At 63.5% G+C, this 26,266-nt stretch carries 26 protein-coding genes; 14 read left to right on the top strand and 12 right to left on the bottom strand.

Going from position 1 to position 26,266, the window contains the following annotated elements:
* Window positions 1-77 precede the first annotated feature (77 nt).
* Window positions 78-371 (bottom strand): hypothetical protein, encoded by a 294-nt coding sequence (locus JKL46_RS26670; RefSeq protein WP_201838934.1) that lies wholly within the window; start codon window positions 369-371, stop codon window positions 78-80.
* A gap of 232 nt (window positions 372-603) precedes the next feature.
* Window positions 604-1,806 (bottom strand): pyridoxal phosphate-dependent aminotransferase, encoded by a 1,203-nt coding sequence (locus JKL46_RS26665; RefSeq protein WP_201838933.1) that lies wholly within the window; start codon window positions 1,804-1,806, stop codon window positions 604-606.
* Between the two features lie 136 nt (window positions 1,807-1,942).
* Here JKL46_RS26665 and JKL46_RS26660 point away from each other — a divergent pair, with 136 nt between their 5' ends.
* From JKL46_RS26660 to JKL46_RS26645, 4 genes are all read left to right on the top strand, one after another.
* Window positions 1,943-2,923: a Bug family tripartite tricarboxylate transporter substrate binding protein gene (locus tag JKL46_RS26660; protein WP_201838931.1), complete on the top strand. Its 981-nt coding sequence runs from the start codon at window positions 1,943-1,945 to the stop codon at window positions 2,921-2,923.
* A 242-nt stretch (window positions 2,924-3,165) separates the two neighbouring features.
* A complete protein-coding gene (locus JKL46_RS26655) occupies window positions 3,166-3,573 on the top strand; it encodes a VOC family protein (protein ID WP_201838930.1) in 408 nt (135 codons plus the stop codon).
* Window positions 3,574-3,720: 147 nt separating this feature from the next.
* Entirely contained in the window at window positions 3,721-3,912 is a 192-nt protein-coding gene (locus JKL46_RS26650) for a hypothetical protein (protein ID WP_201838929.1), read from the top strand.
* Window positions 3,913-3,989: 77 nt separating this feature from the next.
* The gene (locus tag JKL46_RS26645; protein ID WP_201838940.1) at window positions 3,990-5,129 is read left to right on the top strand and encodes a PQQ-dependent sugar dehydrogenase; all 1,140 of its coding nucleotides are present in this window, start codon (window positions 3,990-3,992) and stop codon (window positions 5,127-5,129) included.
* A 300-nt stretch (window positions 5,130-5,429) separates the two neighbouring features.
* Here JKL46_RS26645 and JKL46_RS26640 read toward each other — a convergent pair whose 3' ends face one another.
* The 3 genes from JKL46_RS26640 to JKL46_RS26630 all read right to left on the bottom strand — a co-directional run bounded on the left by JKL46_RS26640 (window position 5,430) and on the right by JKL46_RS26630 (window position 6,970).
* Window positions 5,430-5,756, bottom strand: a complete 327-nt coding sequence (locus JKL46_RS26640) for a YnfA family protein (protein ID WP_201838928.1) — start codon at window positions 5,754-5,756, stop codon at window positions 5,430-5,432.
* Between the two features lie 7 nt (window positions 5,757-5,763).
* A complete protein-coding gene (locus JKL46_RS26635) occupies window positions 5,764-6,105 on the bottom strand; it encodes a DMT family protein (protein ID WP_201838927.1) in 342 nt (113 codons plus the stop codon).
* Window positions 6,106-6,199: 94 nt separating this feature from the next.
* A complete protein-coding gene (locus tag JKL46_RS26630) occupies window positions 6,200-6,970 on the bottom strand; it encodes a C13 family peptidase (protein ID WP_201838926.1) in 771 nt (256 codons plus the stop codon).
* Window positions 6,971-7,112: 142 nt separating this feature from the next.
* Here JKL46_RS26630 and JKL46_RS26625 point away from each other — a divergent pair, with 142 nt between their 5' ends.
* From JKL46_RS26625 to JKL46_RS26615, 3 genes are all read left to right on the top strand, one after another.
* Window positions 7,113-7,502 (top strand): DUF3775 domain-containing protein, encoded by a 390-nt coding sequence (locus JKL46_RS26625; RefSeq protein WP_201838925.1) that lies wholly within the window; start codon window positions 7,113-7,115, stop codon window positions 7,500-7,502.
* A gap of 168 nt (window positions 7,503-7,670) precedes the next feature.
* Window positions 7,671-7,907 carry a hypothetical protein gene (locus JKL46_RS26620; RefSeq protein WP_201838923.1) on the top strand — a complete coding sequence of 79 codons (237 nt, stop codon included), beginning with the start codon at window positions 7,671-7,673 and terminating at the stop codon, window positions 7,905-7,907.
* 205 nt (window positions 7,908-8,112) lie between these two features.
* Window positions 8,113-11,664: a class I SAM-dependent DNA methyltransferase gene (locus JKL46_RS26615; RefSeq protein WP_201838921.1), complete on the top strand. Its 3,552-nt coding sequence runs from the start codon at window positions 8,113-8,115 to the stop codon at window positions 11,662-11,664.
* 74 nt (window positions 11,665-11,738) lie between these two features.
* On the opposite strand, the gene JKL46_RS26610 is transcribed toward JKL46_RS26615, so the two are convergent.
* Window positions 11,739-13,919: an esterase-like activity of phytase family protein gene (locus JKL46_RS26610; protein ID WP_201838919.1), complete on the bottom strand. Its 2,181-nt coding sequence runs from the start codon at window positions 13,917-13,919 to the stop codon at window positions 11,739-11,741.
* Between the two features lie 154 nt (window positions 13,920-14,073).
* Between JKL46_RS26610 and JKL46_RS26605 the strand changes: the two genes are divergently transcribed.
* Window positions 14,074-15,129 (top strand): DUF808 domain-containing protein, encoded by a 1,056-nt coding sequence (locus tag JKL46_RS26605; RefSeq protein ID WP_201838917.1) that lies wholly within the window; start codon window positions 14,074-14,076, stop codon window positions 15,127-15,129.
* Window positions 15,130-15,141: 12 nt separating this feature from the next.
* Here the strand turns inward: JKL46_RS26605 and JKL46_RS26600 are convergent, their stop codons facing one another.
* Window positions 15,142-16,020, bottom strand: a complete 879-nt coding sequence (locus tag JKL46_RS26600; RefSeq protein WP_201838915.1) for a restriction endonuclease — start codon at window positions 16,018-16,020, stop codon at window positions 15,142-15,144.
* A 149-nt stretch (window positions 16,021-16,169) separates the two neighbouring features.
* On the opposite strand from JKL46_RS26600, the gene uvrB reads away from it, so the two are divergent.
* Entirely contained in the window at window positions 16,170-18,875 is a 2,706-nt protein-coding gene (gene uvrB / locus JKL46_RS26595) for an excinuclease ABC subunit UvrB (protein WP_201838914.1), read from the top strand.
* A gap of 502 nt (window positions 18,876-19,377) precedes the next feature.
* Here the strand turns inward: uvrB and JKL46_RS26590 are convergent.
* Both JKL46_RS26590 and JKL46_RS26585 read right to left on the bottom strand, forming a co-directional pair.
* Window positions 19,378-19,614, bottom strand: coding sequence for a helix-turn-helix domain-containing protein (locus JKL46_RS26590; RefSeq protein ID WP_201838913.1), 237 nt, complete (start codon window positions 19,612-19,614; stop codon window positions 19,378-19,380).
* A 1,002-nt stretch (window positions 19,615-20,616) separates the two neighbouring features.
* A complete protein-coding gene (locus JKL46_RS26585; protein ID WP_201838912.1) occupies window positions 20,617-20,775 on the bottom strand; it encodes a DUF3309 family protein in 159 nt (52 codons plus the stop codon).
* 229 nt (window positions 20,776-21,004) lie between these two features.
* Between JKL46_RS26585 and JKL46_RS26580 the strand changes: the two genes are divergently transcribed.
* Together JKL46_RS26580 and JKL46_RS26575 are read left to right on the top strand one after the other, a co-directional pair.
* Entirely contained in the window at window positions 21,005-21,235 is a 231-nt protein-coding gene (locus JKL46_RS26580; RefSeq protein WP_201838911.1) for a NepR family anti-sigma factor, read from the top strand.
* The gene (locus JKL46_RS26575) at window positions 21,232-21,792 is read left to right on the top strand and encodes a sigma-70 family RNA polymerase sigma factor (RefSeq protein ID WP_201838910.1); all 561 of its coding nucleotides are present in this window, start codon (window positions 21,232-21,234) and stop codon (window positions 21,790-21,792) included. Before JKL46_RS26580 ends, JKL46_RS26575 begins: the two co-directional genes overlap by 4 nt.
* Window positions 21,793-21,860: 68 nt before the next feature.
* Here JKL46_RS26575 and infA read toward each other — a convergent pair whose 3' ends face one another.
* The 3 genes from infA to JKL46_RS26560 form a co-directional block, all read right to left on the bottom strand.
* Window positions 21,861-22,142, bottom strand: a complete 282-nt coding sequence (gene infA / locus JKL46_RS26570) for a translation initiation factor IF-1 (RefSeq protein ID WP_009494617.1) — start codon at window positions 22,140-22,142, stop codon at window positions 21,861-21,863.
* Window positions 22,143-22,233: 91 nt separating this feature from the next.
* Complete coding sequence (locus JKL46_RS26565; protein WP_009494616.1) at window positions 22,234-22,443, bottom strand: cold-shock protein; 210 nt, start codon at window positions 22,441-22,443, stop codon at window positions 22,234-22,236.
* Window positions 22,444-22,659: 216 nt separating this feature from the next.
* A complete protein-coding gene (locus JKL46_RS26560) occupies window positions 22,660-22,920 on the bottom strand; it encodes a hypothetical protein (protein ID WP_201838908.1) in 261 nt (86 codons plus the stop codon).
* A 220-nt stretch (window positions 22,921-23,140) separates the two neighbouring features.
* Here JKL46_RS26560 and JKL46_RS26555 point away from each other — a divergent pair, with 220 nt between their 5' ends.
* The 3 genes from JKL46_RS26555 to JKL46_RS26545 all read left to right on the top strand — a co-directional run bounded on the left by JKL46_RS26555 (window position 23,141) and on the right by JKL46_RS26545 (window position 26,210).
* The gene (locus JKL46_RS26555; protein WP_201838906.1) at window positions 23,141-23,995 is read left to right on the top strand and encodes a BON domain-containing protein; all 855 of its coding nucleotides are present in this window, start codon (window positions 23,141-23,143) and stop codon (window positions 23,993-23,995) included.
* Between the two features lie 134 nt (window positions 23,996-24,129).
* The gene (locus JKL46_RS26550; protein WP_201838904.1) at window positions 24,130-24,504 is read left to right on the top strand and encodes a hypothetical protein; all 375 of its coding nucleotides are present in this window, start codon (window positions 24,130-24,132) and stop codon (window positions 24,502-24,504) included.
* Between the two features lie 128 nt (window positions 24,505-24,632).
* Window positions 24,633-26,210, top strand: coding sequence for a class I SAM-dependent methyltransferase (locus tag JKL46_RS26545; protein ID WP_201838901.1), 1,578 nt, complete (start codon window positions 24,633-24,635; stop codon window positions 26,208-26,210).
* Window positions 26,211-26,266: the final 56 nt, after the last annotated feature.

Below are 26,266 nucleotides of genomic sequence, written 5' to 3'. Positions count from 1 at the left end.
GCTGAACTCATCTGCGCTCTCGTGCGAAGGCTCCCACGATGTCCCTGCTGCCACACAAAGTTTATGACACAGTAGTATTAGGAAGAGGACGCGGAATCCTGATGCTCGCCGCGCCACACCACCCGCATGGCGGTGATCGTCACGGGACCGGCGCGGAGCAGGTTCATGGCCGAGACGATCATCTCGGCCAGGCGTTCGGGTGCGATGCTGTCGCCTGTGATGTCGAGCAGAAAATCCTTCGCCTCCACATAACCGCCATTGGTGAAGTCGACGCGGGCGTCGAATTTTACGCGATGCGTGGAGGCGGGGTTCGCCTGATAGGGCTCAGCCGCAGGATCGGGATGGAAGGTCTGCGGCAGGGTCGTCTGCACGACGTGCTCCTCAGAAGCTACTTACAAACTCGAACACATCCTGAGGAGGTCGCGCAGCGACCGCCTCGAAGCCTCATCCTGAGGAGCAGACGAAGTCTGCGTCTCGAAGGAGGCTCCAGTGCTCTCTGGAGACGCCCTGTTCCTTCGAGACGGATTGCTGGCGCAATCCCCTCAGGATGAGGGCTTATGGGGGAGCGCCCCGAAAGCGGCGTCCGCTTTCAGGGCCGATGCTTTAGCGCAGCGATCCGCAGAAGCGCTGGATGCGGTGGCAGGCATCTTCCAGCGCCGCGTTGGACGTGGCGTAGGAGATGCGGAAGTTGGGGCCGAGGCCGAAGGCCGAGCCGTGCACTGCCGCGACGCCTTCCGCTTCCAGAAGCTCTGAGACGAAGTCCTCGTCCGTCTCCAGCACCCTACCTGAGGGCGCCGTCTTGCCCATGGCTTCGGCGCAGGACGGATAGACGTAGAACGCGCCTTCCGGCATCGGGCATTTCAGGTATTTCGACTGGTTCAGCATCGAGACCACGAGATCGCGACGCTCCTGGAAGGCCTTTCTGAAGACCTTGAGGTGATCCTGCGGTCCGTCGAGGGCTTCCACCGCCGCCCATTGGGCGATCGAGGTGGCGCCGGAGGTCTGCTGGCCCTGCACGAAATCCATGGCCTTGATGAGATGCTCGGGGCCTGCCGCATAACCGATACGCCAGCCGGTCATGGCATAGGCCTTGGAGACGCCGTTCATGGTGAGCGTGCGCTCATAGAGGCCGGGCTCGACCTGCGCCGGCGTGACGAATTCGAAATCGCCGTAGGTCAGGTGCTCGTACATGTCGTCGGTGAGCACCCATACATGCGGATGGCGCATCAGCACGTCGGTGATCGCCTTCATTTCCGCGCGGGTATAGGCAGCGCCCGTCGGGTTCGACGGCGAGTTGAGGATGACCCACTTGGTCTTCGGCGTGATGGCGCGCTCGAGCGGCCCCGGCTGGAGCTTGAAGTTATGCGCCATGGTGCATTCGACGAAGACCGGCGTGCCGCCGCACAGGCCGACGATCTCGGGGTACGACACCCAGTACGGCGCGGGGACGATCACCTCGTCGCCCGGGTTCAGGGTGGCGAGCAGCGCGTTGTAGATCACCTGCTTGCCGCCGGTGCCGACGATGGTCTGCGAGGGCTTGTAGTCGAGGCCGTTCTCGCGCTTGAACTTGCGGGCGATGGCCTCGCGCAGGGGCACGATGCCGGAAACCGGCGTGTACTTCGTCTCGCCGCGGCGGATCGCTGCGATGGCGGCTTCCTTGATATTGTCGGGCGTGTCGAAATCCGGCTCGCCGACGGAAAGACTGATCACGTCCCGCCCCTGGGCTTTCAGATCCCGCGCTTTCTGCGTGATGACGATGGTTGCAGACGGCTTGATGCGGGAAAGGGCGTCAGACAAAAAGCCCATGGGAATCCTCCGATCGGGGCGTTAGATAGAGACCGTGACGGCGGCGGACCCTAATGCGGTCAAGCCGCCCAAGCAAGCAAAACAGCCAGTAAAAATAACCCGTCCCGACCGGGTTTTTGAGGAGCCGCCCTTTCCGATGACCAGATCCGTCACCCGCCGCCTCGCGCTCGGCCTCGTCGCCGGCGCGACCCTCTTCGCCACCGCAGCCTCCGCCCAGGAATTCCCGAACCGCATCATCAAGATGGTGGTCCCCTACCCGGCGGGCGGCCCGACCGACGTGATCGCCCGCATCGTGGCGGAGGAGATGGGCAAGTCGCTCAGTCAGAACGTCATCGTCGAGAACCTCGCCGGCGCCTCCGGCGCGGTCGGCACCCGCGCGGTCGCGAAGGCGGACCCGGACGGCTACACCATCGTGTTCGGCAACAACCAGACGCATGGGAACAACATGTTCCTGCTCAAAGAGCCGGGCTACGACGCGGTGAAGGATTTCGCGCCGCTTGCGGGTGCCGGCGCCTTCGAGCACGTGTTCGTGGTCAAGAACGATCTGCCGGCCAAGACCATCCCCGAGCTGATCGAGATCGCCAGGAAGGATCCCGGCAAGCTGAATTACGGCTCCACGGGCGTCGGCTCCGGCTCGCATCTGGCGACCGAGCTATTCATGACCCGCACCGGCACCAAGATGACCCACGTGCCCTTCCGCGGCGCGGCGCCCCTGGTGACCGAGCTCATGGCGGGACGCATCGACGTGTCGAACTCGACCTTGCCGAGCGTCCTGTCCCAGTTCCAGGCCGGCCAGATGCGCGCCATCGGCATCGCCAGCCCGCAGCGCAACCCGCAGGCGCCCGACGTCCCGACCCTACGCGAACAGGGCATCACCGACGCGGATGCGGAATCCTGGGCCGCCTTCTTCGCACCGGTGAACACGCCCAAGCCCGTTCTCGACAAGCTGTCCGGCACGATCATCGCGATCCTCAACAAGCCCGACGTGAAGGAGCGCATCACCAAGCTCGGCTTCACCCTGAACGTCCGCGATCCGGAGGCGTTCAAGCCGTATCTCGCCAAAGAGATCCAGACCTGGGCCGAGATCATCAAGGCGGCCGGCATCAAGGCGGAGTAAAACCGCCAGTGTCATTCCCGGAAGGACGCGCAGCGAAGGGGAAGGGAATCCAGCCGCACGCTCAGCGCTATGGATCCCCTCCCCTCGCTACGCTCAGCCTGAGAATGACACCCTCTCACGTCATGGCCGGCCTCGTGCCGGCCATCCCGATACGGTGAAGCGCCGCACCTCAATCAATCGAGATCACCGGCACAAGGCCGGTGATGACATGGCGGATGTGTCGAACGCGAGGGAGCAGTTGCATGGAGTTCCACCTGGGCCGCCTGATCGATCACGTTCACCTGCGCGTCTCGGATCTCGAGGCGAGCCGGCTTTTCTACCGGGCCGTCCTGAAAGCGGTCGGGCGTGAGTTCTCCTCGGAAAGCCCCAAGCATTTCGCCTGCGACGAATTGTGGGTCGACAAGGCGGACGGGCCTGTCTCGCGGGTCCATCTCGCATTCCAGGCCCGCGACCGCGAAGCCGTTCATGCCTTCCATGCGGCTGCGCTCGCCCATGGCGGACGCGACAATGGGGGCCCGGGAGAACGGTCCTACCACCCAGGCTATTATGCCGCGTTCGCGTTCGATCCGGATGGACACAATGTCGAGGCGGTCTTCCATGGGCCGGCGGAACGCTCTTCGGAATCGGTGGTGGTGCGTCCCAAAGCTTAAAGCCACGCTGCCATAATCGTTAATGATTAGTTAACGCCGATACTTAGGCCGGATTCCGCAAGCGGCACTTTCGGATGAGGCGGGAACTTTCTTGAATCGCACAAGTTTTTCCTCCGCAGCCATTGTTCGGCTGCGGGGAATGGTCCGATGAAAACGTTCCAGCCAAGAAGCGCCTGCCACGTCTCTTCCCGGGTCCAGCGTCTCGATCCGCGCCAGGAAAGCCGCTGCTCGCTCGCCTTGATCATGCTGATGAGCCTTGCGACGCTCTGCGTGATGGCGACCACTCAGACCCTCTCGGCTCATGACACGAAAGCGGTCCACGTCTATTCCCAGCGGTAACGCGTGATTGAACTGCGCTGCGGTTGACGCCCTCGCGCAGGAGTTTAGCTCTCCGACATCGATGTACGGAGAGAATGATGTTCAGAGTTCGTCTTGCCCTGGCCTGCGCCCTCACCTTTGGCGCTCTCCCCGCCGCCCTGGCCCAGGACACGCAACGTATTCGCACCGACAAGGTGGAGGTGATCGTCGAGACGGTCGCCCGCAATCTCCAAAATCCCTGGGGCCTCGCCTTTCTTCCCGACGGACGCATGCTGGTCACGGAACGGCCCGGCCGCCTGCGCATCGTCGATGCCGACGGCTCTCTCTCCGAGCCGCTCCAGGGCGTCCCGCGTGTCGCGGCTCGCGGACAGGGCGGCCTTCTCGACGTGGCGCTCGATCCGAACTTCGCGCAGAACCGGCTCGTCTATCTGAGCTTTGCGGAGGATCGCGGCGAGGGACGCGCCGGCACCAGCGTGGCCCGCGGACGCCTGAGCCCGAACGGCAACGCGCTCGAATCCGTTCAGGTCATCTTCCGGCAGGAGCCGACCCATACCGGCAACAACCATTGGGGCTCGCGCCTCGTCTTCGACCGCGACGGCAACCTCTTCGTGACGCTCGGCGACCGGTTCGACCTGCGCAATCAGGCCCAGAACCCGGCCAACCACATCGGGAAGATCGTCCACATCAAGCCGGATGGCGGCGCGGCACCGAACAACCCCTTCCTGAACCGCGAGGATGCCAAGCCCGAGATCTGGTCTATCGGGCACCGCAACCTGCAATCGGCGGCCCTGCACCCGACCACCGGCGAGCTCTGGACCGTGGAGCACGGCGCGCGCGGCGGCGACGAGATCAACATCCCGCAGAAGGGCAAGAATTACGGCTGGCCCGTGATCTCCTACGGCGTCGATTATTCCGGCGCCAAGATCGGCGAAGGTACGAAGAAGGCAGGCCTGGAGCAGCCGGTCTATTACTGGGACCCCTCCATCGCGCCGTCCGGCATGGCCTTCTACACAGGCGACAAGTTCCCGGCCTGGCGCGGCAGCATCCTCGTTGGGGCGCTTGCCGGGAAGCTCGTCTCGCGGCTCGAGACCAACGGCAACCGGGTGACCGGCGAGGAGCGCATGCTGCAGAATCTCGGCGAGCGCATCCGCGACGTGCGTCAGGGGCCGGACGGGTTCGTCTATCTTCTCACCGATTCCCGCGACGGGCGGATCCTGCGGATGAAGCCGGCGAGCTGAGGATTATTCTTGAGAACCGCGCGGCTTTTCCCTCCCCCTTGCGGGGAGGGATGAAGGGTGGGGGTCGAAAAGTCGAAGCGCCGCGCCTCATCACTCTCTCGACGTCATCACCTCCCCGGACTTGATCCGGGGATCAGTGCCGGTGATCTCGATTAAAAAAAGCGCTGCGCCCCACGTATCGAGAAGGCCGGCCATGACGTGGCGGGTGTGATGGCAACCGCTCACCCGGTCGCACCACACTCACCCCTGCCCCTCCCCGCAAGGTGGAGGGAGAAACGCGTCCCCCTTCAGGCGCCAGCCCTAAAACTCACCCCGCGGCCCGAACAGGATGACGGCAGCACCTGCCAGGCAAAGCCCCGCGCCGGCAATATCCCAACGGTCGGGCCGGGCCTCCTCGGCAAGCCAGAGCCACAGGAGCGAAGCGACGATGTAGATGCCGCCATAGGCCGCATAGGCACGGCCCGCGGCATCGGCCGGCGCAAGCGTCAGCAGGTAGGCGAAGAGGGCGAGCGCGCCCATGCCCGGCACGATCCACCAGACCGACCGGCCGAGCCGCAGCCAGGCCCAGAAGGAAAAGCACCCGACGATCTCGGCGAGCGCCGCGGCGGCATAGACGACGAGGGTCATGCCGCGCTCAGCGAGCCTGGAAGATGAAGGCTGCGCCGCCCGCGATCATGATGAAGCCGATGAGGTGGTTCCAGCCCAGCGGCTCCTTGAGATAGAGCACCGAGAAGCCTGCGAAGACCACGAGGGTAATGACCTCCTGCATGGTCTTGAGCTCGGCCGCCGAATAGACCTCGGAGCCGATGCGGTTCGCGGGCACCGCGAACCAGTATTCCACGAAGGCGATGCCCCAGCTCGCCATGACGGCGATCCAGAGCGGCGATGTCTTGAACTTCAGATGCCCGTACCAGGCAAAGGTCATGAAGACGTTCGATGCGATCAGCATCAGGACGGGCGCAACGTGAGGATTCATGGAGCAACCGGAGAAAGTAGGGAGGAAATTGGAAAGAGCCGCCCTGCCCTATTCCTCCCTGCCGGCATGTCAAGATGCGGCATAGGAAGCAAGGTTACCTGGCGCCGAGGCGCTCCAGCACCTGGGACCCGCCCGCGATCTGCGGATTGGACGGATCGAAGCCCTCACGCCGCTCCCGCTGCGTGACAAGGCCGCGGGCCCGCTCGAACGCCACGTCGAGCCGACGTTCGCCCCGAAGAGCTTTGTTGAAGAAGGCATCGCCGAAATAGGTCCAGGTCGCGCCGTCGCGGCAGCCGAAGGAGGGCCTGTCGGCCGCGGCCGCCGTAATCACGAGAGTGCGTGCATCGGCCAGTTCCCTGGCGAAGACGCCGGAATAGCAGGCCGAGACGATCAAGACCCGGTGCTGCGCCCGGGTCCGGTCGAGCAGGGTCCTGACATCCCGCGGCGTCACGAGGCGGGCATCCTGCCCGGCGACGAGCCCGATCCCGTCCGGACCGCCATGCGAGGTCAGGACGAGAACCACGATATCCTCCGCCGGGTCGACAGCCTGGCCTGCAGCCGTCGCAGCGGCGAGCAGGGATTCCGGCGTCGCGCCCGCCCGGCGCTTGGTGTTGAACCGGACGATGGAACGCCCCTTCGCGTCGAGCTGCGCCTCGAGGACCCGCGCGGCGCCCTTGGCCTCGCTCTCGAACACGCTCTGCGGCCCCCAGAGCCCGAAGGACAGGATATAGACATCGACCTGCCCCGGACGCTGCGCCGCCAGACGGACGGGCTCGGCCCGGCGAGCCGCCTGCGCATGGGCATCGTGAAGCGGGCTCAAGGCGAGCGCGAGCCCAACCAGACAGAAAGCGATCAACCGGCGCATCGGACACCCCAACCTCGTCTCACTCTACGCGCAGCCGGTGCCGGAAGCCAAGGATCGAGGATGGGTTGACCCTTGCCGAACCGAATCCCCTCTTCCGGGTTTCCCTGTCAGAGATTTCTCGAGAGGGTTTAAGAGGGATTACATGGACATCGCGCTCGACAAGGTTTGCGAACTCATTCTCCGGGTCAGGGCCATCGACGTCAAAGAAGGCCTCACCGATCCGGCCTCGGGCTCGAACCCCATCGACGACGGCAGCATCGACGCCCTCACCTCCGAGCCTGACGATGCCACCGAGGAGGAGCTGCGCGACGTGATCGCCGGCCTCAACGATGACGAGCGCGCAGACCTGATCGCCCTGGTCTATATCGGCCGCGGCGACATGGAGCCCGAGGAATGGGGCGCGGCCGTCCGCCTCGCCCGTGAGCGCGAGGCTGCGAGCTCCCTTTCGACGGCCGACTGGCTCATCGGCATCCCCAACCTCGCCGACCTCCTCGACGAGGGCCTCAACGCCATCGGGCGCAGCTGCGCCTGATCCCCGATCACCTTCTCGCGAGCGGCGGCCGGAATGCGCAAACGCATCCTCTCCGGCACGCTGAAACCTATAATTTTCAACAGATTTTCGGCTAACGGGACAGCGACGGCGCCCTAATTGTGACACGGAACGGGCTGACACTTCAGCCTACCCCCGAAGGAGGATCCCATGGCTCCGCGCCCACCCCCGGAGACCCCGAACGACGAGTCCCAGGACACCCTGCTTCTGGCCGTTCATACCGCCCTGAACGATGCCGTCGTCGTGAACGCCCAGACCGACGAAGAAGCGCCTGCCGACACGCAGGACGAAGTTCCGCCCCCGGAGGAAGAGCTGGAAGACCCGACCAGGGTCGAAGCCGACCGGATAGAAGCCTACCTGCGCGGCCCGACGGCCTTTTCCGCCTGACGGGCAATACCCCTGCAGGACGCACCGGCCCGGATGGACGGGCCGGATTGAGCGTGATCTTCCTAAAAATATACCCTAACCGAGCTGGAGATAGACCCTTCTCTCCTCAGAGCGCTCTTAACCATCCTGCAATTTAAAGTTCATTTCTTCTGTTAATCAAGTTTTAAGTGTTATAACACTACGGCCGACAATATGTGGTCGGCCCATGCGTTCTCCCACCGCTGCCTCCGATGTCGTGGAGGCTTTCATCAAACGATGGACTGCCCGCGAAGGCGGTGCCGAACGCGCCAATTATCAGATGTTTTTATCTGAACTCTGTGACGTCCTTGATGTATCACGCCCCGATCCCGCCGGCACCGATCGCGAGCGGAATGACTACGTGTTCGAGCGCGCCGTTCGCCCCCGCGACAGCGACGATGCGATAACCTCCAAGCGGATTGACCTCTACAAAAAGAACGCCTTCATCCTGGAAGCCAAACAGTCCCGCCTTCCAGACGGCAGGAAGGTCGAAAAAGGCAAGCTGGCGCCACTGGCCGACGAGCCTGCCGATCTCGGCCGCCGCACCATCGCGCGCGGCTGGGACGCCATGATGAAGAACGCACGCCAGCAAGCGGAAGCTTATGTCTTCCTGCTCGATGCAGACCATCCGGCGCCGCCCTTCATCATCGTCTGCGATGTCGGCCACTGCCTCGAGCTTTATGCGGACTTCACCGGAACGGGACGGGCCTACAGCCACTTTCCGGACCGCAACGGCTTCCGCATCTACCTGCAGGACCTACACGACGAGAAGAACCGCACGCTTCTGAAGGACATCTGGCAGAAGCCGCATTCCCTCGATCCGTCGAAGGAGGCGGCCCGCGTTACGCGTGACATCGCCAAGCGCCTTGCACAGGTGAGCAAGGCGCTGGAGGAGCGCGGATGCAATGCGGAGGACGTCGCGCATTTTCTCATGCGATGCCTCTTCACCATGTTCGCGGAAGATGTGTCTCTCTTGCCGCCCGACAGCTTCAAGTCGCTGCTCCAGAAAAGTGTCATCGACCCCGATCACTTCCCGCATCGTCTCAAATCCCTCTGGGAGCAGATGGAGAAAGGCGACGAGTTCAGCCATGTGGTGGAAACCCGCGTGCGCCATTTCAACGGTGGCCTGTTCAGGGATACCACGGTGTTCGATCTCGGCCGCGAGGAGATCGGCGAGCTGCTGGCGGCTGCGAACCATTCGTGGACGGACGTCGACCCGGCGATCTTCGGCACTCTCCTCGAACAGGCGCTCGACAAGACCGAACGCAAAAAGCTCGGCGCGCATTATACACCCCGCGCCTATGTGCAGCGACTCGTGGAGGCTACAATCATGGAGCCACTACGCGAGGATTGGCAGAATGCCCTGCGCAAGGCCGAGCACGCGAAGGAAATCGGCGACGAGAAGGCAGCCGTCGCCACCATCCGCGCCTTTCATCGCCAGCTCTGCGCGACACGGGTCTTGGATCCTGCATGCGGTACAGGAAATTTCTTGTACGTCTCACTGGAGCTAATGAAGAAGCTCGAAGGTGAGGTGCTGGAGACGCTGGCGCAGCTCGGCGAGCCGGAGAGCATGGAGCTCGACCGCGAAACCGTCGGCCCGAGCCAGTTCCTCGGCCTCGAACTCAATCCGCGCGCCGCCGCCATCGCCGAACTGGTGGTATGGATCGGCTATCTGCAGCAGCATTACCGCAACCGCACCGGCCACCCCTCCGAGCCGATCCTGCGCGCCTTCCAGAACATCAATTTCGGCAGACGCCAGGGCTACGACGCCGTGCTGACCTGGGATGGGTATCCGCTGCAGCAGGTGGTGGAGAAGGACGGCAAATGGGCCGAGACATTTCCGAATGCGCGGCGTCCGATGTGGCCGGAAGCGGAGTTCATCGTTGGAAATCCGCCTTTCATGGGCGGCAAGGATCTGCGCGCACGTCTCGGCGACGGCTATACGGAAACGCTCTGGGCCGCGCACAAGCATATGAACGATAGCGCCGACTTCGTCATGTACTGGTGGGACCGCGCGGCAGAAGTCTTGACTGCGAAAAGCTCACTTCTGCGCCGCTTCGGCTTGGTTACCACCAACTCGATCACACAGGAATTCTCGCGTCGCGTGATGAAGAAACGTATGGACGCGAAGACGCCAGTATCGTTGGTGATGGCGATCCCGGACCATCCTTGGACAAAGGCTGCAACCGATTCAGCGGCAGTGCGTATCGCCATGACGGTTGGAGCGAAGGATGGGCAGGACGGCGTGCTACGCGAAGTCGTGCGCGAGAGTGGGCTCGATACGGATGAGCCGCTTGTTGAGTTTGAGGAATATGTGGGGTGTATCAATCCAAATTTGACGGTGGGTACGGATGTCGGCTCGGTTATATCGCTGCTAGCGAATGAGGGATTATGCTCCCGTGGTGTATCGCTTCATGGATCGGGCTTCATCGTGACGCCGGCAGAAGCACAGCATCTCGGACTCGGGAGGAGGCTTGGCCTAGAGAAACATATCCGACCTTACCGCAATGGACGCGATCTAACCTCAACACCACGTGGCGTCATGGTGATAGACCTGTTCGGGTTAGAATCCGACGGAGTCCGCCAACTCTATCCTGAAATTTATCAGCACGTGCTCTCGACGGTGAAGCCTGAGCGGGATCGCAACAATCGAGACACGTACCGGCTGAATTGGTGGCTTTTCGGCGAACCGCGACGTGAACTTCGTCCTGCTCTAGCTAACCTTCCTCGATACATTGCAACGGTTGAGACCGCGAAGCACCGGGTCTTTCAATTTCTCGATGGCACCATCCTACCTGACAATATGCTTGTCGCAATCGCAGGATCAGACTCTCTGCATCTCGGAATCCTTTCATCTCGCATCCATACAATTTGGGCGACACGCGCCGGTGGATGGCTCGGCATGGGCAACGATCCTCGCTACAACAAATCCCGCTGCTTCGACCCCTTCCCCTTCCCCGACCCTCCCGAATCCCTCAAAGTCGAAATCCGCGTCGTCACGGAAGAACTCGATGCGTTTCGGAAGAGTCGCCAGGCCGAGCATCCAAGACTCACGCTGACGCAGATGTACAATGTGCTGGAGAAGCTGAAGGCGATGGAGGCGATATCACCATCCCCGTCATGGCCGGGCTTGTCCCGGCTATCCACGTCTTCCGAACCGCAGCGTCGCAAAGGCGTGGATCCCCGGCCCAAGGCCGGGGATGACGGCCGGGGCATTGTGCTCTCCCCCGATGAGGAGCGCATCAAAAGCGAAGGTCTGATCCTCATCCTGAAGGAGCTGCACGAGCGGCTCGATGCGCTCGTGTTCCAGGCTTATGGCTGGCGGGCCGATCTCTCCGATGAAGAGATCCTCGAACGGCTGGTGGCGCTCAATGCCGAGCGGGCGAAGGAGGAGGCTTCGGGCTTGGTGCGCTGGCTCAGGCCCGATTATCAGATTCCGCGCTTTGCCAAAGCTGCTGCAACGACGAAGACCGGGGAACTGGATCTTGGCGAGAATGTCATCGCCATCGACCGCTCCCTGCCCGACTTTCCGAAAGATCGCCATGAGGATCCGCTCGCCGTCGAGCGCGCTCTTCTCGCCGCCGGCGGGCCCATGGATGTGGCGGCTCTCGCACGTGGCTTCAGGCGCGGCGGCAAGCGCATCGAGCCGCGGATCGCGCAGGCGCTCACCACCCTCGTCCGCTACGGCCGCATCGGCACGACGCCGGATGGCCGCTATCTCGCACGCCTGGCTGCTTAGCCGGAGGCAAAGCGGAAACGCAGAGGGCCGCTGCACAAGCGACCCTCCTCTTCACTCTATCTGACCGAACGTTCTCAAAGCTTCCCGAGCTTCAGGAATTGCGTCTCTCCGGAGGAATTGTCGACGCCGTCGTTGTCGGTGACGATGTAGGCGTCGCCTGCCGCATCGATGGTGAAGCCCTCGACCTTGTCGAGCACGTAGCCTTTCGCGCTCTTAAGATCGGCGAGAAGATCGCGCAAAGGCGTCTTCGTCACGAGCGGTAGTTCGCCGCCGAGCTTCACCGGCTTCATGTCGGCGAGAGAAACCGCATAGAGCTTCTTCAGCTTCGCCTTCTCGGCGATCTGGTTGTCGCGCTCGATGATGATGACGCGGTCGCCCGCCGCCGTGATCTCGGAGAGGCCGACCCAGCCAGCCTCCGTCGAGTCGAGCGGATAGCGCACCGCGCTCCAGCTCTTGTCGGACGGCTTGTAGGCGAGGAGTTTTACGGCGTTCTTGCCGTCATCCGCCCATTCGCGCTGCACCGCGAGCCACACGATTTCGTCGACACCGGAACCGGTGACGGTCACGCCCTCGAAACCGTAGTTCTTCGCGCCCTTTTCGAGCTCCGCCGGAACGCTGATCTCCTCCTGGATCGCGCCCTTGGCATCGACCCTGATCAGCAGGTTCTTGACGCCCTTCTCGAGGTTGCCTTCGGAAGCGAGCCAGAAGCCATCCTGCGCCGCGGCGATGCCTTCGAGGTCGAGCTTCTCGGCGGCCGCGCCGTTGCGCGTGACGAGAGCCTCAGCCGTGATCAGGGCGGGCTTCTTGGTGGCGTCGATTGTGAGGATGCGCGGCGCGCCGCCATAGACGCTGTCGGTGACCGCATAGAGCCTGCCGGCCTGCGCCTTGTCGGCGGCAAGGCCTGAGAGCGCGCCCCAGCCCATCGGCAGACCGTTCGCGTTCTTCGTCGAGCGGATCGTCGGATAGGCCGGAGCAGCACGCTCCGCGCGCTGGTAGATCATCACGTGCGGAGCAACGCCGCCCTCGCCGTGCAGATCGGTCTCGCTCGTGGCGACGAAGAGATTGCGCGACGGAATGGCGATCAGCCCTTCCGGCCCGATTCCGGTGGGCAGCACCTGCAGCAGCTCCGGTGCGGCGCCTGTGTCGCGATAAACGCCCACGACCGAGGCGCGCTCGGAGCCGACGAAGATCAGGTTGTCGCTGCCGAAGCGGCCGGTCTCGACGCCTTCGATCTCGATGCCCTTCTTGTTGCGGCTGTCCGGATAATGGCCGAGCGAGACGATCTCGTGCTCCAGGCTCGCGCCGGATTCGTAAGCGACGGTGCCATCCTTGTTGAAGATGGTGAAGCCGCGCGAGCCGCCCTTCCAGTCGCCTTCGTTGGCGGTTACGAAACGGTTGTTGTCGATCCAGTGCACGGCGTCGGGCTCGCGCACGACCTTATCCATCGATCCGGTGAGTTCGATCTTGCCGTCCTTCTTGGTGTCGATGTTTTTCAGGTCGACGCTGCCGGCGGAGAAATGCGCCTCGACCTTGCCGGTCTTGCCGTCGACGATGGCGATGTGGTTGTTCTCCTGCAGGGTCACGACGACCTTGCCGTCGTCGGACACATCCACGTATTCCGGCTCCGGATCCTCGCCCGCGACAGCGGCGAGGCCCGTCAGGCTGACCGTCTTGAGATCCGCGCAGCCGACCTGATCGCCGTTAAACGAAGCCACCACCAGCGCACCTGCGGGCAATTGCGGGATCGCGCCGTCATTGACCTTCTCGTCGCGCTCGTTCTCGATTGCGATGGCGAGAATGCCAGCGTTCGCAGCAACAGAGTCGGGCTGGCCCGGCAGAGCGCATTCCGTGGTGACCTTGCGGTCGGCGAGGGTCACGGTGACGAGCTTGCCGCTCGGATTGGTGAAGCTCTCAGAGGTGTTGACGGCCACATAGGCCTTGGGCCCCACCACTTTCACCGAAGTGGGCTCGCCGCCGACGGCGAGCAAACCGCCGGCCTTGGGGTTCGCCGGATCGGTGATGTCGATGAAGCCCAGCGCCTTGCGCGGGCTGTCGGTGTAGATCAGCAGCTTGCCGTCCTCGCTCGCGGTGATGATCTCGGCCACTGTCTCGGCCTTCTGGTCCCCATCCTTCGGCAGGTTCGAGGTGATGGGGAAACTGGCGATGCGGTCGAAATATTCCGCGGCGGAGGCGCTGAGCGCCGTGCCGGAGAGAAGGGCGGCTGCGAGCGAGCCGGCGATGAGGGAGCGATGCATGGTAAATCCCCGCGAGACGGTCAAGGTTAGCCGGATGCTCATGCGCCCGGCCCATGACAGGCGGATGACAGCAAGCCCGGCACGACGCTAAGCTTCCCTGCACCGAATCCACCAGTCGGGCGTTATCGGAACTAAGCCTTCGACAGGAGACCTCATGAGCATCGGCCTGCTCGCATTGCTGGACGACGTCGCCGCCCTCGCCAAGGTCGCAGCCGCCTCCCTCGACGATATCGGCGCGCAGGCCGCCAAGGCGGGCGTGAAGGCGGCGGGCGTGGTGATCGACGATGCGGCCGTGACCCCCCGCTACGTGGTGGGCTTCGCCGCCTCGCGGGAAGTGCCGATCGTCGGCAAGATCGCCCTCGGCTCGCTCAGGAACAAGCTGATCTATCTCCTGCCCGCGGCGCTGATCCTCAGCTTCGTTGCTCCTTGGGCGATCACGCCCCTGCTCGTGATCGGCGGCGCCTATCTCTGCTACGAGGGCTCGGAGAAGGTGTTCGAGGCGCTGTTTCCCCGTGGCGCGCACGAGCATGAGGCCGCCATGGGCGCCGCCTCGCAGAATGCGCAGAATGTCGAGGACGAGAAGGTGAGCGGCGCGATCAAGACCGACTTCATCCTCTCGGCCGAAATCATGGCGATCACGCTCGCGAACCTGCCCGGCGGATCGACCTGGATGCAGGCCCTGGTGCTCGCCGTCGTCGGCATCGGCATCACGGCCCTGGTCTATGGCGGCGTGGCGGTGATCGTGAAGGCGGACGATGCCGGCGTTGCGCTCGCCCGCAACGACAGGCCGGTCTCGAGCCTCCTGCGCCGCGGCGTTGCGAGCGCCCCGCTGCATACGGACAGGCTCCTCGCGCCGCTCACGAAGGGTTTCGGGCGCGGCCTGGTGAAGGCGATGCCGGTGCTGCTCAAGATCCTCGCCATCGTCGGCACGGCGGCGATGATCTGGGTCGGCGGCGGCATCATCATCCACGGTCTCGAAGGCTACGGCTTCGCGGGTCTCGCCCATTTCATCCACGATATCGCCGCCGCGGCCGGCCATGCGGTCCCGAGCATTAGTGGGCTGTTGGAATGGCTGGTCTCGGCCACGGCCGCCGGCCTCTTCGGGCTGATCCTGGGCGCCATCGTGATTCCGTTCACCCACTACGTCGCCGCGCCGCTCGTGAGGGCCGTGCGGGGTGGGGGCAAGGCGGAGAAGCATACGGTTGGATAATTGTGAGAAGGATTAAATTGAATGAAAGAAGCCGTCTTCGATTTCAATCTCTTCAACGAGGCGGACCTTCACGCCAAGTTTTAGGTCTTTCAGCAATGTGCAAAGGCTTTCGCCATCAACGAGATCGATAGCCGGGGCACCGTCTCGCGCTGCCTCGCGACGTGCATCCGATGTAAAAGTACCGGTGGTGATAATGAGTCCCTTATCCGCTCGGCCAACCATGGCACCACGGAAGTCTCGAACCACACTCGAACCGACAGAACCTTTCCATCGCTTGCATTGGAAGAGTACGTGGAACGACACGAGGTTCATGCGAAGGACGCCGATACCATCAATGCCTCCGTCGCCGGATCGGCCGGTGATATCGACCCGCGTGAATCCAGACTCGCGTAGGATCCGCTGACAAAGACGCTCAAAAGCGCTTGGATCAATCTGTCCAACGGTGTTTAGGAGACGAGTCGTCCAATCGACATCTTCATCCGCGTCAAAGCTCTCATTGTCATTCGTATCTTCTTCCGCTTGCTGTCTCCGCAGGCGGTTTTCCATACGAACTCTCTTTTTGACTTGCGATATCTCCTCGCTGGTCATCTGACGACCGGCATCGGTGATAGTCCAGATTCCACGCTCACTATTCTCGATCGCACCAACTCGTTTGAGATAGCTACGAGCCCAGTGCAGGCGATACTGGAGAATTGTCATTCCACCCTTTCCATATGGAATAGAGCGGAGACCGTCAGACAAATTCAGGTAATCGGCGATCCAGTCATGCAGCTCAGCAATAGACGCGGACCCTCCAAGGGCTTGTAACGCCTCCAAAACAGGCCTCATGAGAGCATCAAATTTTGGAAGGTCACGCTTCGACGGAGCCGAGGTCAGGATCTGAGACGACATTACACGACTACCTAGAATTTGGCTGATTAAGAACCTTAGCCATTCAGGTAAACATGCATGACGGCGGAGACACTGCCAAGCCCTTTCTGTATAACCTTACCTGCGCCTGCGCTCTTCCAATCCCCATCCGTCTGTACCATATTCGTTCTATGGCCAAATCACCCAAGAAGCCCAAGCTTTCCACCGGGAAAGCCTCCAAGCCTGAGCTCAAGCCGCTGGATCCCTATCTGGCCGATCTCCTGAATCCCGCGGTCAACCGGGAGCGGGAGGCGGCCAAGGGCTTTGCCGAACGGGCGCAGGAAACCTTCATCCACGGCGACATCGCCGATGTCGACCCGGCCTTGGCCAAGAAGCTCGGCATGAAAGGGCCCGACGACGGGCCGGACGTGGCCGAGGAGCTTGGCGACTTGGCTCCCGGCTCAGGCGTCTCGGCCACGGTCGATGCGCTCACTAGGCTTCTGACCGAGGGCGATCCGCGCTTCAAGAACGGCCAGCCCTGGGTGCCGCACCGCCCGCCCCGTCCCGAGAAGTCGGAAGGCGGCATCCCGTTCAAGATCAAATCCGACTTCACGCCCTCCGGCGACCAGCCGACCGCGATCGCGGAGCTGGTGGATGGCGTGCGCCGCGCCGAGCGCGATCAGGTGCTGCTCGGCGTCACCGGCTCGGGAAAAACCTTCACCATGGCCAAGGTGATCGAGGAGACGCAGCGCCCTGCCCTCATCCTCGCGCCGAACAAGACGCTGGCCGCCCAGCTCTACGGCGAGTTCAAGTCGTTCTTTCCCGACAACGCGGTCGAGTATTTCGTCTCGTATTACGATTATTACCAGCCGGAAGCCTACGTTCCGCGCTCGGACACCTTCATCGAGAAGGAAAGCTCGATCAACGAGCAGATCGACCGCATGCGCCACTCGGCGACGCGCGCGCTGATCGAACGCGACGACGTGATCATCGTCGCCTCGGTGTCGTGCATCTACGGTATCGGCTCGGTCGAGACCTATACGGCCATGACCTTCTCGGTAAAAGTCGGCGAGAAGATCGAGCAGCGCCAGCTCATCGCCGATCTCGTGGCCCTGCAATACAAGCGCATCCAGAGCGATTTCGCCCGCGGCACCTTTCGCGTGCGCGGCGATGTGATCGAACTGTTTCCCGCCCACCTGGAGGATCGCGCCTGGCGCATCGGGCTCTTCGGAGACGAGATCGAATCGATCGTCGAGTTCGATCCGCTCACCGGCAAGAAGACCAACGACCTCTCCTTCGTGAAGGTCTACGCGAACTCCCACTACGTGACGCCGCGCCCGACCCTGCAGCAGGCCGTGAAGGGCATCCAGGACGAGCTGCAGCACCGTCTGCAGGAACTCGCCCGCATGGGCCGCCTGCTTGAAGCGCAGCGGCTCGAGCAGCGCACGCAGTTCGACCTCGAGATGATCGAGGCCACCGGCGTGTGCAACGGCATCGAGAACTATTCCCGCTATCTCACCGGCCGCAAACCGGGCGAGCCGCCGCCGACCCTGTTCGAATACCTGCCCGACAACGCTCTCGTCTTCACCGACGAGAGCCACGTGACCGTGCCGCAGATCGGCGGCATGTATCGCGGCGACTTCCGCCGCAAGGCGACGCTCGCCGAATACGGCTTCCGCCTGCCCTCCTGCCTCGACAACCGCCCGCTTCGCTTCGAGGAATGGGACGCCATGCGCCCGCAATCGGTGCACGTGTCGGCGACGCCGCAGAAATGGGAGATGGAACAGACCGGCGGCGTGTTCGTCGAGCAGGTCATCCGCCCCACCGGCCTCGTCGATCCCATCGTGGAAATTCGCCCGGCGCGCAGCCAGGTCGACGATCTCGTGCACGAGGTGAAGGAGCTTGCGGCGAACGGCTTCCGCACGCTCGTGACCACGCTCACCAAGCGCATGGCCGAGGACCTCACCGAATACATGCACGAGAACGGCATCCGCGTGCGCTACATGCATTCGGACATCGATACGCTGGAGCGCATCGAGATTATCCGCGATCTCAGGCTCGGCGCCTTCGACGTACTGATCGGCATCAACCTCCTGCGCGAGGGTCTCGACATTCCCGAATGCGCGCTCGTCGCCATTCTCGATGCGGACAAGGAAGGCTTCCTGCGCTCCGAGACCTCGCTGGTGCAGACCATCGGCCGCGCCGCGCGCAACGTGGAAGGCAAGGCGATCCTCTACGCGGACAAGATCACCGGCTCCATGGAGCGCGCCATCGCCGAAACCAACCGCCGCCGCGAGAAGCAGCTCGCCTACAACGCGGAGCATGGCATCACGCCGCAGAGCGTGAAGAAGAACATCGCCGACATTCTGGAGAGCGTCTACGAGCGCGATCACGTCTCGGTCGACACGGGCCTCGCCGACAAGACCGTCGGGCACAACCTCAAGGCCGTCATCGCCGACATGGAAAAGCGCATGCGCGAGGCTGCGGCCAATCTCGAATTCGAGGAGGCGGCGCGCCTGCGCGACGAACTCAAGCGCCTGCAGGCGACCGAGCTTGCGATCAGCGACGATCCCATGGCGCGCCAAGTCGATGTAGAGCGCGAGGCCGGCCGCTATGGCGGCTCGCGCAAATACGGCCGCAGCGCCAACCTGCCGCCGAAGGGCCTGCCGCCGTCAGGCGAAGGCGTCGCGGAAGGCGACGAGGATTCCGCCTCCTACGGCCCGACGGGCCGAGGCCGCTCGGACGAGGGCACTCGCATCCGCAAGCCCGGCCTCGACGAGATGGGCCCCGGCACCGACCGCGAGGTCCCCCTGAACTTCCGCGAGCGCCCCGCGGGCCGCTCCACGCAAGGGTTCGCCGGGCAGAAGCCAAAATACAAGGGGCGCAAGGGGCGGTAGGGCCAATTGCCAGTTCATGTCATCCCGGACGGCGTAAGCCGATCCGGGATCGCGATCAGGACGAAGCACCTCACCTCGACCCTGTCATCCCCGTGCAGGCAGGGACCCAGAACCGCCGACGGCGCCAGACTGGTTCGAGGCGGCGGTCATGGATCCCGGCCTTCGCCGGGATGACAGTGCTTTACAGGTTACGCGACCCCGGATCGGCTCACTCCCTCCGGAGTGATGAGATTTTGACGGATGCTCAAAGCTCCTCCGTCATGGCCGGACTTGTTCCGGCCATCCACGGCTTAGGAAACACAAACCTCATCCAGAGGAGGTCGCGCCGCGACCATCGCGAAGGAGGATCCGGTGCTCTCTGGAACCTCCTTCGAGACGCAGCCTACGGCTGCTCCTCAGGATGAGGTGAGAGTGAGAAAAGACGTGAAGTCCCGGTGCGGGCTACTCTCACCGGCCCGAGCGGGAACTGCGTCCGACGGTGGCGATCAATCGATAGTGTGCCCTAATCCCTCATCAGCTGATCAATCAACACTTTCGGATCCAACTCCAACGCCCCTGCCACAGCGATGAACTCGATCACGTCGAGCTGCCGTTCACCGCGCTCGTATTTGCTGACGAAAGTCTTGTAGGCTCCCATCCGCTCGGCAAGTCCATCCTGTGTCAGGCCAGCGTTCTTTCGCGCAGCCTTCAGCAGGGCGCGAAGGCGCGCCTGGCGTTTCGTGTGGATGGATTTCTGCATGCCCAGCCCAAAGTGACGGGCAAGCGAAATATGCTGTTTTAGCTAATTAGCCAAAATAGCTATTTGCTAAAATAGCTAATCTTGCTACACGCTCACGTCATGCCCACCTCCTGGAAACGCTCCCGCGAAGCCCGTCTCTGGCGCCGGCTCGATCCGGCGCAGGCGACCCGTATCATCGCCGGGGCCTATGGCGAGGGCGCCGGGGCCGAGGTGCTATTGCGGCCTTCCTGGAAGAGCGGGACAGGAATCCCGCCGCCGTACGGTTCTGGCTGCGGGTCTATGAACTGTTGGGCAGCGCGGACCAGGAACGGGATCTAGAATCGAGCGCTGCGGCTGCCAATGGAATCCGTTCCCCTCCGCTGCGCCTCGGCCGGGAATGACGCCCTCACCTCATCCCCGGACTTGTTCCGCTGATCTGCGTCTCGATTCGATCCCGCCCTCTCACGTCATCACCGGCCTCGTGCCGGTGATCTCGATGCGGCGCTTGTCCGACCGGGATGGCCGAGACGAGCCCGGCCATGACGCGAAGCGCGAACCCTCCCCCCTCTGCGGGGGAGGGTGGCGAACGAAGTGAGCCGGGAGAGGGGGCGTCAGGGTCGCGCACGGCCCCTCTCCCGGCCCCCTCTGCCGTCATGCCCGCGCTTGTCGCGGGTATCCACGTCTTCGGCAGCGTCGCGGTTCTTAAAGACGTGGGTGGCCGCAACTCTGCCGCAGGCGCACGTGCCAGTGGAACGAATGCTGCCAAGGCGGGTTCGGGCCGCCCTGCTACCTGCAGCAGCGCAACCTCTTTGCCGATTCGGTCCGCTACGAGCTCGACGACTACCGGGCCTATTGGGCCGATCAGCGCAAGCGGGCCATGAAATGTAGGCCGGGGACACAGACGTGACGGGAACGGGCCGGCGGCGAGGCAGATGGCGACTTGTGCTCACGCCTCGTCAAACGAAAAGGGCGGCCAGGGGCCGCCCTCTTTCGCTCCGCTCTGCTGGAGATCTCGGCCGGCGGTTACAGCCGTCCCATCAGCAGCAGGATGATCAGGATGAGCAGGACCACACCCAGAAGGCCGCTCGGGCCGTAGCCCCAGCCGCGGCTGTAGGGCCAGGCCGGCACGGCGCCGATAAGCAGAAGAATGATCAGAATGAGCAGGATGGTGCTGAGTGCCATCGCGGGTTTCTCCTCCAACTCGGCCGCGTCGAAGTGCGGCCGTCCGGTGAGGGAAACTTGACCGTAAGGGAAAAAGTTCCCGGCTTTTTTTGCCTGTGGACGGTCTTTGAAGGGGTAGGCCCGGGGCGGAACGAAGGCAACGGCTTGGCGTTACCTCCTCGGCGATCGGGTGACACCGTCTGCGTGTCCCCTCCGGGAGGTCGCTACCCTCGATGGTCCAGGACAACCCATGCAGAAAAAGAACCCGAACATCATGCCTTTCGACGATCCCCCCGAACCCGTTCCTGGCCTCCACAGATCCTCCTCCCCCGCTTTGAGCCGCTCCGTACAGGCCCAGCTCGGACAGAGGCTGCGCCAGTTCTACGAGGCGCTGGCGCTGGGCGAACAGCCGGTGCCGGAGCGCTTCATCGAGATCATCAATCGGCTCGATGCAGGGAAGCCGGAGAGACAGTCCTCATGAGTAACGATTTGAGTGTCGACCTGGATCTGCGCGATTCCATGCTGAAGGCGACGCCGAACCTGCGCGCTTTCGCCATTTCCCTCACGAACAACGTCGACCGGGCCGACGATCTCGTGCAGGAGACCCTGATGCGGGCGATCGCCAACATCCACCGCTTCCAGCCCGGCACAAATATGCAGGCCTGGCTATTCACCATCCTGCGCAACCTCTTCCATTCCGAATACCGCAAGCGCCGCCGCGAGGTGGAGGATGCAGACGGCAAATACGCCGCCGCCCTCTCGGTCCAGCCGGACCAGCTGCCGCATCTCGATTTCGAGGATCTGCAGCAGGCGCTCGCCCGCCTGCCCCACGACCAGCGCGAGGCGCTGCTGCTGGTCGGCGCCTCGGGCTTCTCCTACGAGCAGGCGGCGGAGATCTGCGGCTGCGCGGTCGGCACCATCAAGAGCCGCGTCAACCGCGCCCGCAACCGCCTCGCCGAGCTGATGCACTTCACCGATATGGAGGAGGATCTCGGCCCGGACCGCGTCACCCTCTCGGTGATGCACGCGGTCGCCTGACCTCGTTTTCGCGAAAGCCCACGAGGGCTTCGAAGCATTCGGCGCTGCCTCACGGGGCGCCGAATGGATCAGCGACGCCGGAACTGCTGGTTGCCGCGCTGCGGCGGACGCGGACCGGAAGATGCACCCGAATCCTTGTGACGGAAGATGAGGCGGCCCTTCTCCAGATCATAAGGAGACATCTCGACGGTCACGCGGTCGCCGGCGAGCGTCTTGATGCGGTTCTTCTTCATCTTGCCCGCGGTGTAGGCGATGACCTCATGCCCGTTGTCGAGCTGCACGCGATAGCGCGCATCGGGGAGAATTTCGGTCACAAGTCCTTCGAAGGTGATCAGTTCTTCCTTTGCCATGCAAAGCCTTTCTCATAACAAAAAAGCCGCCCCTGAAACGGAACGGCCATATGCAAGAGGACGTGGCAGCCACGCCCTCCGGCATCAAACCTTACGCGTTCTGCAGGTTCACTGCAGACTGGCGGCCGGTGCGCTGGTCGGTCTGAAGCTCGTAGGAGATCTTCTGGCCTTCGCGCAAGCCGCGCATGCCGGCGCGCTCGAGAGCGGTCGCATGAACGAACACATCCTTGCCGCCGTTGTCGGGCTGGATGAAACCATAACCCTTGGTTTCATTGTACCACTTCACGGTTCCCTGTTCCATGGGGAATTCCCTTTCACTGTCGTTTGCACGTGGATGAGGGGCGAGCCCGCACACCCGTTAGTCGATAGATGGTAGAGAGAAGGAACGTGCGCCCGGCAGTGCCAAAGCGGGAAGCCCAGTCGTCCGGCCAAATGTCGATGGAAGCTACCTAGGACACAGATGGGGCAATTACAAGGCAAAGTGGGCCTTGGCCACGGGCGACAAACATCTTGAAAGTCAGGTCTTTCGGGCGCCCCGAATGGCTGCCACGACCCGTTCGAGCGCCTCTTCGCCGGCCGGGGTGAAGACGATCTCGCGCCCGTCGGCCCGCACGAGGCCGCGCCCGTCGAGCTCGTCCACGGCCGCCGTGCTCGCCCGGTGGCCGGCGCCGTCCTTCTGGACCACGCTGAGGATTCTCCGTCCGGTCGCCAGCTGGTGATAGGCGGCGAAGGCGAAGACCGCCAGCGCCTCGTCGCTCAATCCGGACAGATCCGCCATCTGAACCCTCGATCTCTCTAAGCTTCGCGCAGGATGGATTCCTGCTTCCCGCGGGTCAATGCGGGACCGGCGCGGCCGTTCGAGCGCGGCGGCAAAAGCCGGGCCGGAGGGCATGCATGTGGCCAGGAACAGCGTCTAGGAACACTCGCAACCGGTTCACGTTGGTTGCGCGAGGGGGCTGCCCCGCGCAGCCCGATCCACCAACAAAGAGGAGCGTTCCATGGCCACCGACCGCCGCTACGGCAATCAGGACTTCGACTGGCGCGACCGCGGGGACGACGGCTACATCGCCCGCCGTGGCTTCGGCAACCGCGGCGCAGGCTACGAGCGCCGCTTCGGCTCCGCCGACGACGACCGCCGGCGCTGGGGTTCGGAGGGAGAGGATCGCGGCTGGCGCCTGGAGCGCGAGATCCGCGAGCGTGATTACGGCGATTCCGGCGGCTCGGCCCTCGACTGGTACGACGTGGTCGGCGACGAGCGGGACTACAACCCGCCCTCCTTCGATGCCGAGAGCCGGCGCGAGCGCGATTATCACGGGCGCGACCGCTCCGGCTCGGAGAGCTTCGGGCGCGGCTCGCGCGACTACAACGAGGACCGCGGCTTCTTCGAGCGGGCCGGCGACGAGGTCCGTTCCTGGTTCGGCGACGAGGCTGCGGAGCGCCGGCGCGATCGCGACATGCGCGAGGCCGGCCTGCATCGCGGCCGCGGCCCGCGCGGCTATCAGCGCTCCGATTCCCGCATCCTCGAAGACGTGAACGACCGCCTCACCGAGGATCCGCATATCGACGCCTCCGAGATCGAGGTGCGGGTCGAGAACCGCGAGGTGACGCTCACCGGCACGATCAGCAGCCGCTTCGAGAAGCGCCACGCGGAAGATCTCGCCGAATCCATCTCGGGCGTCACCCATGTTCAGAACAACCTGCGCATCCAGCAGGCTGGCGATGCGGGCATGGGCGTCGGCATGCGCTCTGCAGGCGCCGCGGGAGCCGGCAGCGTCGGCATGCCGGAAACCATGGGCACTGGGACGGCAGCCTCGATCCGCCGGACCGGAGGCACGTCGGGCAGCGGGATCTAAGCCTTTCCGCCCATAGACGGTTTACCAGGATGCGCTTCTCCCCTTGGGGCTGAAGCGCATCTGTCGTACCAAGGATCCTGCCTTCCCCTTGACAGAAACGACCCCCATATGGGGCGGGAAGGACGAGGACATTCATGGCAGGTATTTCCGTCACGCTCGAAGGCGACAACATCCAGCTGGCGTTCCAGAAGGGCGAGCAATCGACCGCTGTGGTCATGGACCCACATGCCGCCCGCTCGCTGGTCCGTGCCGTCAGCCAGCTGCTCTCCGCCATCGGCGAGGGCGCGGAGGAGAGCGAGGACATGCCCGAGGAACTGGTCGACGTGACCTCGCAGACCATCGATATCGGCATGGACGAGCACGGGCTCGCCGTGGTGGCGCTCCAGGCCGGGATGATGCCCCCCTTCCTGCTGCGCCTAAAGGACGACGAGGCCCGGCACATCGCCCAAAGCCTGCTCGAAATCCTCAACAGCCCGCGGGATGCCCGGATTTCGCACGGCGATCATTAGCTTTAACCAAACTTCCCTCAGGTCAGGAGAAAAGAATTGATCCGAAGAACGTCGCCTGACATATGTAATGTTATTAACATTCAATCGGTCGACCGCGGGAGCTGCGGCCGAGCCATCGGGATGATGTCATGGCGGACTGGTCTTCGGGCTACGTGGTCGACGTGGAATACACGCACGGCTTCTATCAGGAGCTGACACCGAGCCTTCTTGGTTTTCTGGCCCTTCTGCAGGGCGTGCAGGCTCCCGACCTCACGCAGGCTTCGCTGAACTACTGCGAGCTCGGATGCGGCCAGGGGTTCTCGACCAACCTTCTCGCGGCCGCCAATCCGCACATCCAGTTCCATGGCACCGATTTCAATCCCGGCCACATCGTCGGCGCGCAGGCACTCGCGCAATCGGCGGGGCTGAAGAACGTACATTTCTACGATGACAGCTTCGCCGAATTCGTGGAGCGCAGCGATCTGCCGGATTTCGACTTCATCACTCTGCACGGGATCTACAGCTGGATCTCGCCCGAGAACCGCCGCACCATCGTCGAGTTCATGCGCCGCAAGCTCAAGCCTGGCGGCATCGTCTACATTTCCTATAACTGCATGCCCGGCTGGGCCGCGATGATGCCGCTGCGGCGTCTTCTCGTCGAACATACGCTGGCCCGCGGCGCACTCTCCGCACCGTCTCGTGCCACCGCATTCCTCGGCCTCGCGGACAAGTTCAGCAGCCTGGACATGCGCTATTTCGCCAATCATCCCAAGCTGGCAAAGCGTGTCGAGCGGCTGAAGAATCATCACCCCAACTACATCGTCCACGAATACTTCAACCAGGAATCCAACCCGTTCTATTTCATGGATCTGGCGGAGGAGCTCGCCGAGGCGAAGCTCACCTGGGTCGGGCCGGCGAATGCGCTCGACACTCTCGACGAGGTCAACCTGACCAAGGACCAGCGCGACTTTCTCGGCGGCATCGACGATGTCGCCCTGCGCCAGACCACCCGCGACCACGTCATCGACCAGCAGTTCCGGCGCGATATCTTCATCAAGGGTCCGGTGCGCCTGTCCACCCACCAAGCCCGCGAGCGCTGGCTCGACATGCGCTTCGCCCTGTCCTCGAAGGCGGCCAAGGTCCCGCGCGAAGTGCGCGGCATCCGCCATACGGTGAAGCTGCAGAACGCGATCTACAACCCGTTGATCGCGGCCCTCGAACAGGGGCCAAAGACCCTGCGCGAGATCATGAGCGACCCGGCCCTGGCGGACATCACCTTCAACCGCCTCGTTCAGGCCATCACCTTCCTCGTTGCGCTTGGCGCCTGCCATCCCTGCCTGCCGGCGCAGGGGCTCGCCGAGCGAAGGCTGCACACCGACCGCTTCAACCGGGCGGTTGCCCATGAATCGCGCGCCGAGCGCAAGTACAGCTATTTCGCCTCGCCCGTCACCGGCGGCGGCCTCGGTGCGGACCGCATGGTGCAGCTCATGTGGCTCGGTATGCAGGACAAGGAAGCCGACCTCGCCCGCTATGTCGGCAAGGTCCTGTCCGATGCCGGCCAGCGCCTGCAGCGGGAGGGCAAGCCGATGGCCGCGGACGACCAGGTGAAGGAGCTGCAGCAACGCGCGGCCGAATTCGAGGGCGACCAGCTCGCCATCTGGTCCCTCCTCGGTCTCGGCGCTCCGCAGGCGCAGAAAACCTCCGAACAGCGGCGCTTGCGGGCCTGAGGTCAAACCGCCCGACGCATTGAGCTTCGCCGGTAAGGAACTTCGATCCTGCCATT

The sequence above is a fragment of the Microvirga zambiensis WSM3693 genome, from assembly GCF_016735695.1.
GTDB classification, from domain to species: domain Bacteria; phylum Pseudomonadota; class Alphaproteobacteria; order Rhizobiales; family Beijerinckiaceae; genus Microvirga; species Microvirga zambiensis.
This window is presented reverse-complemented; position numbering and strand designations above follow the sequence as displayed.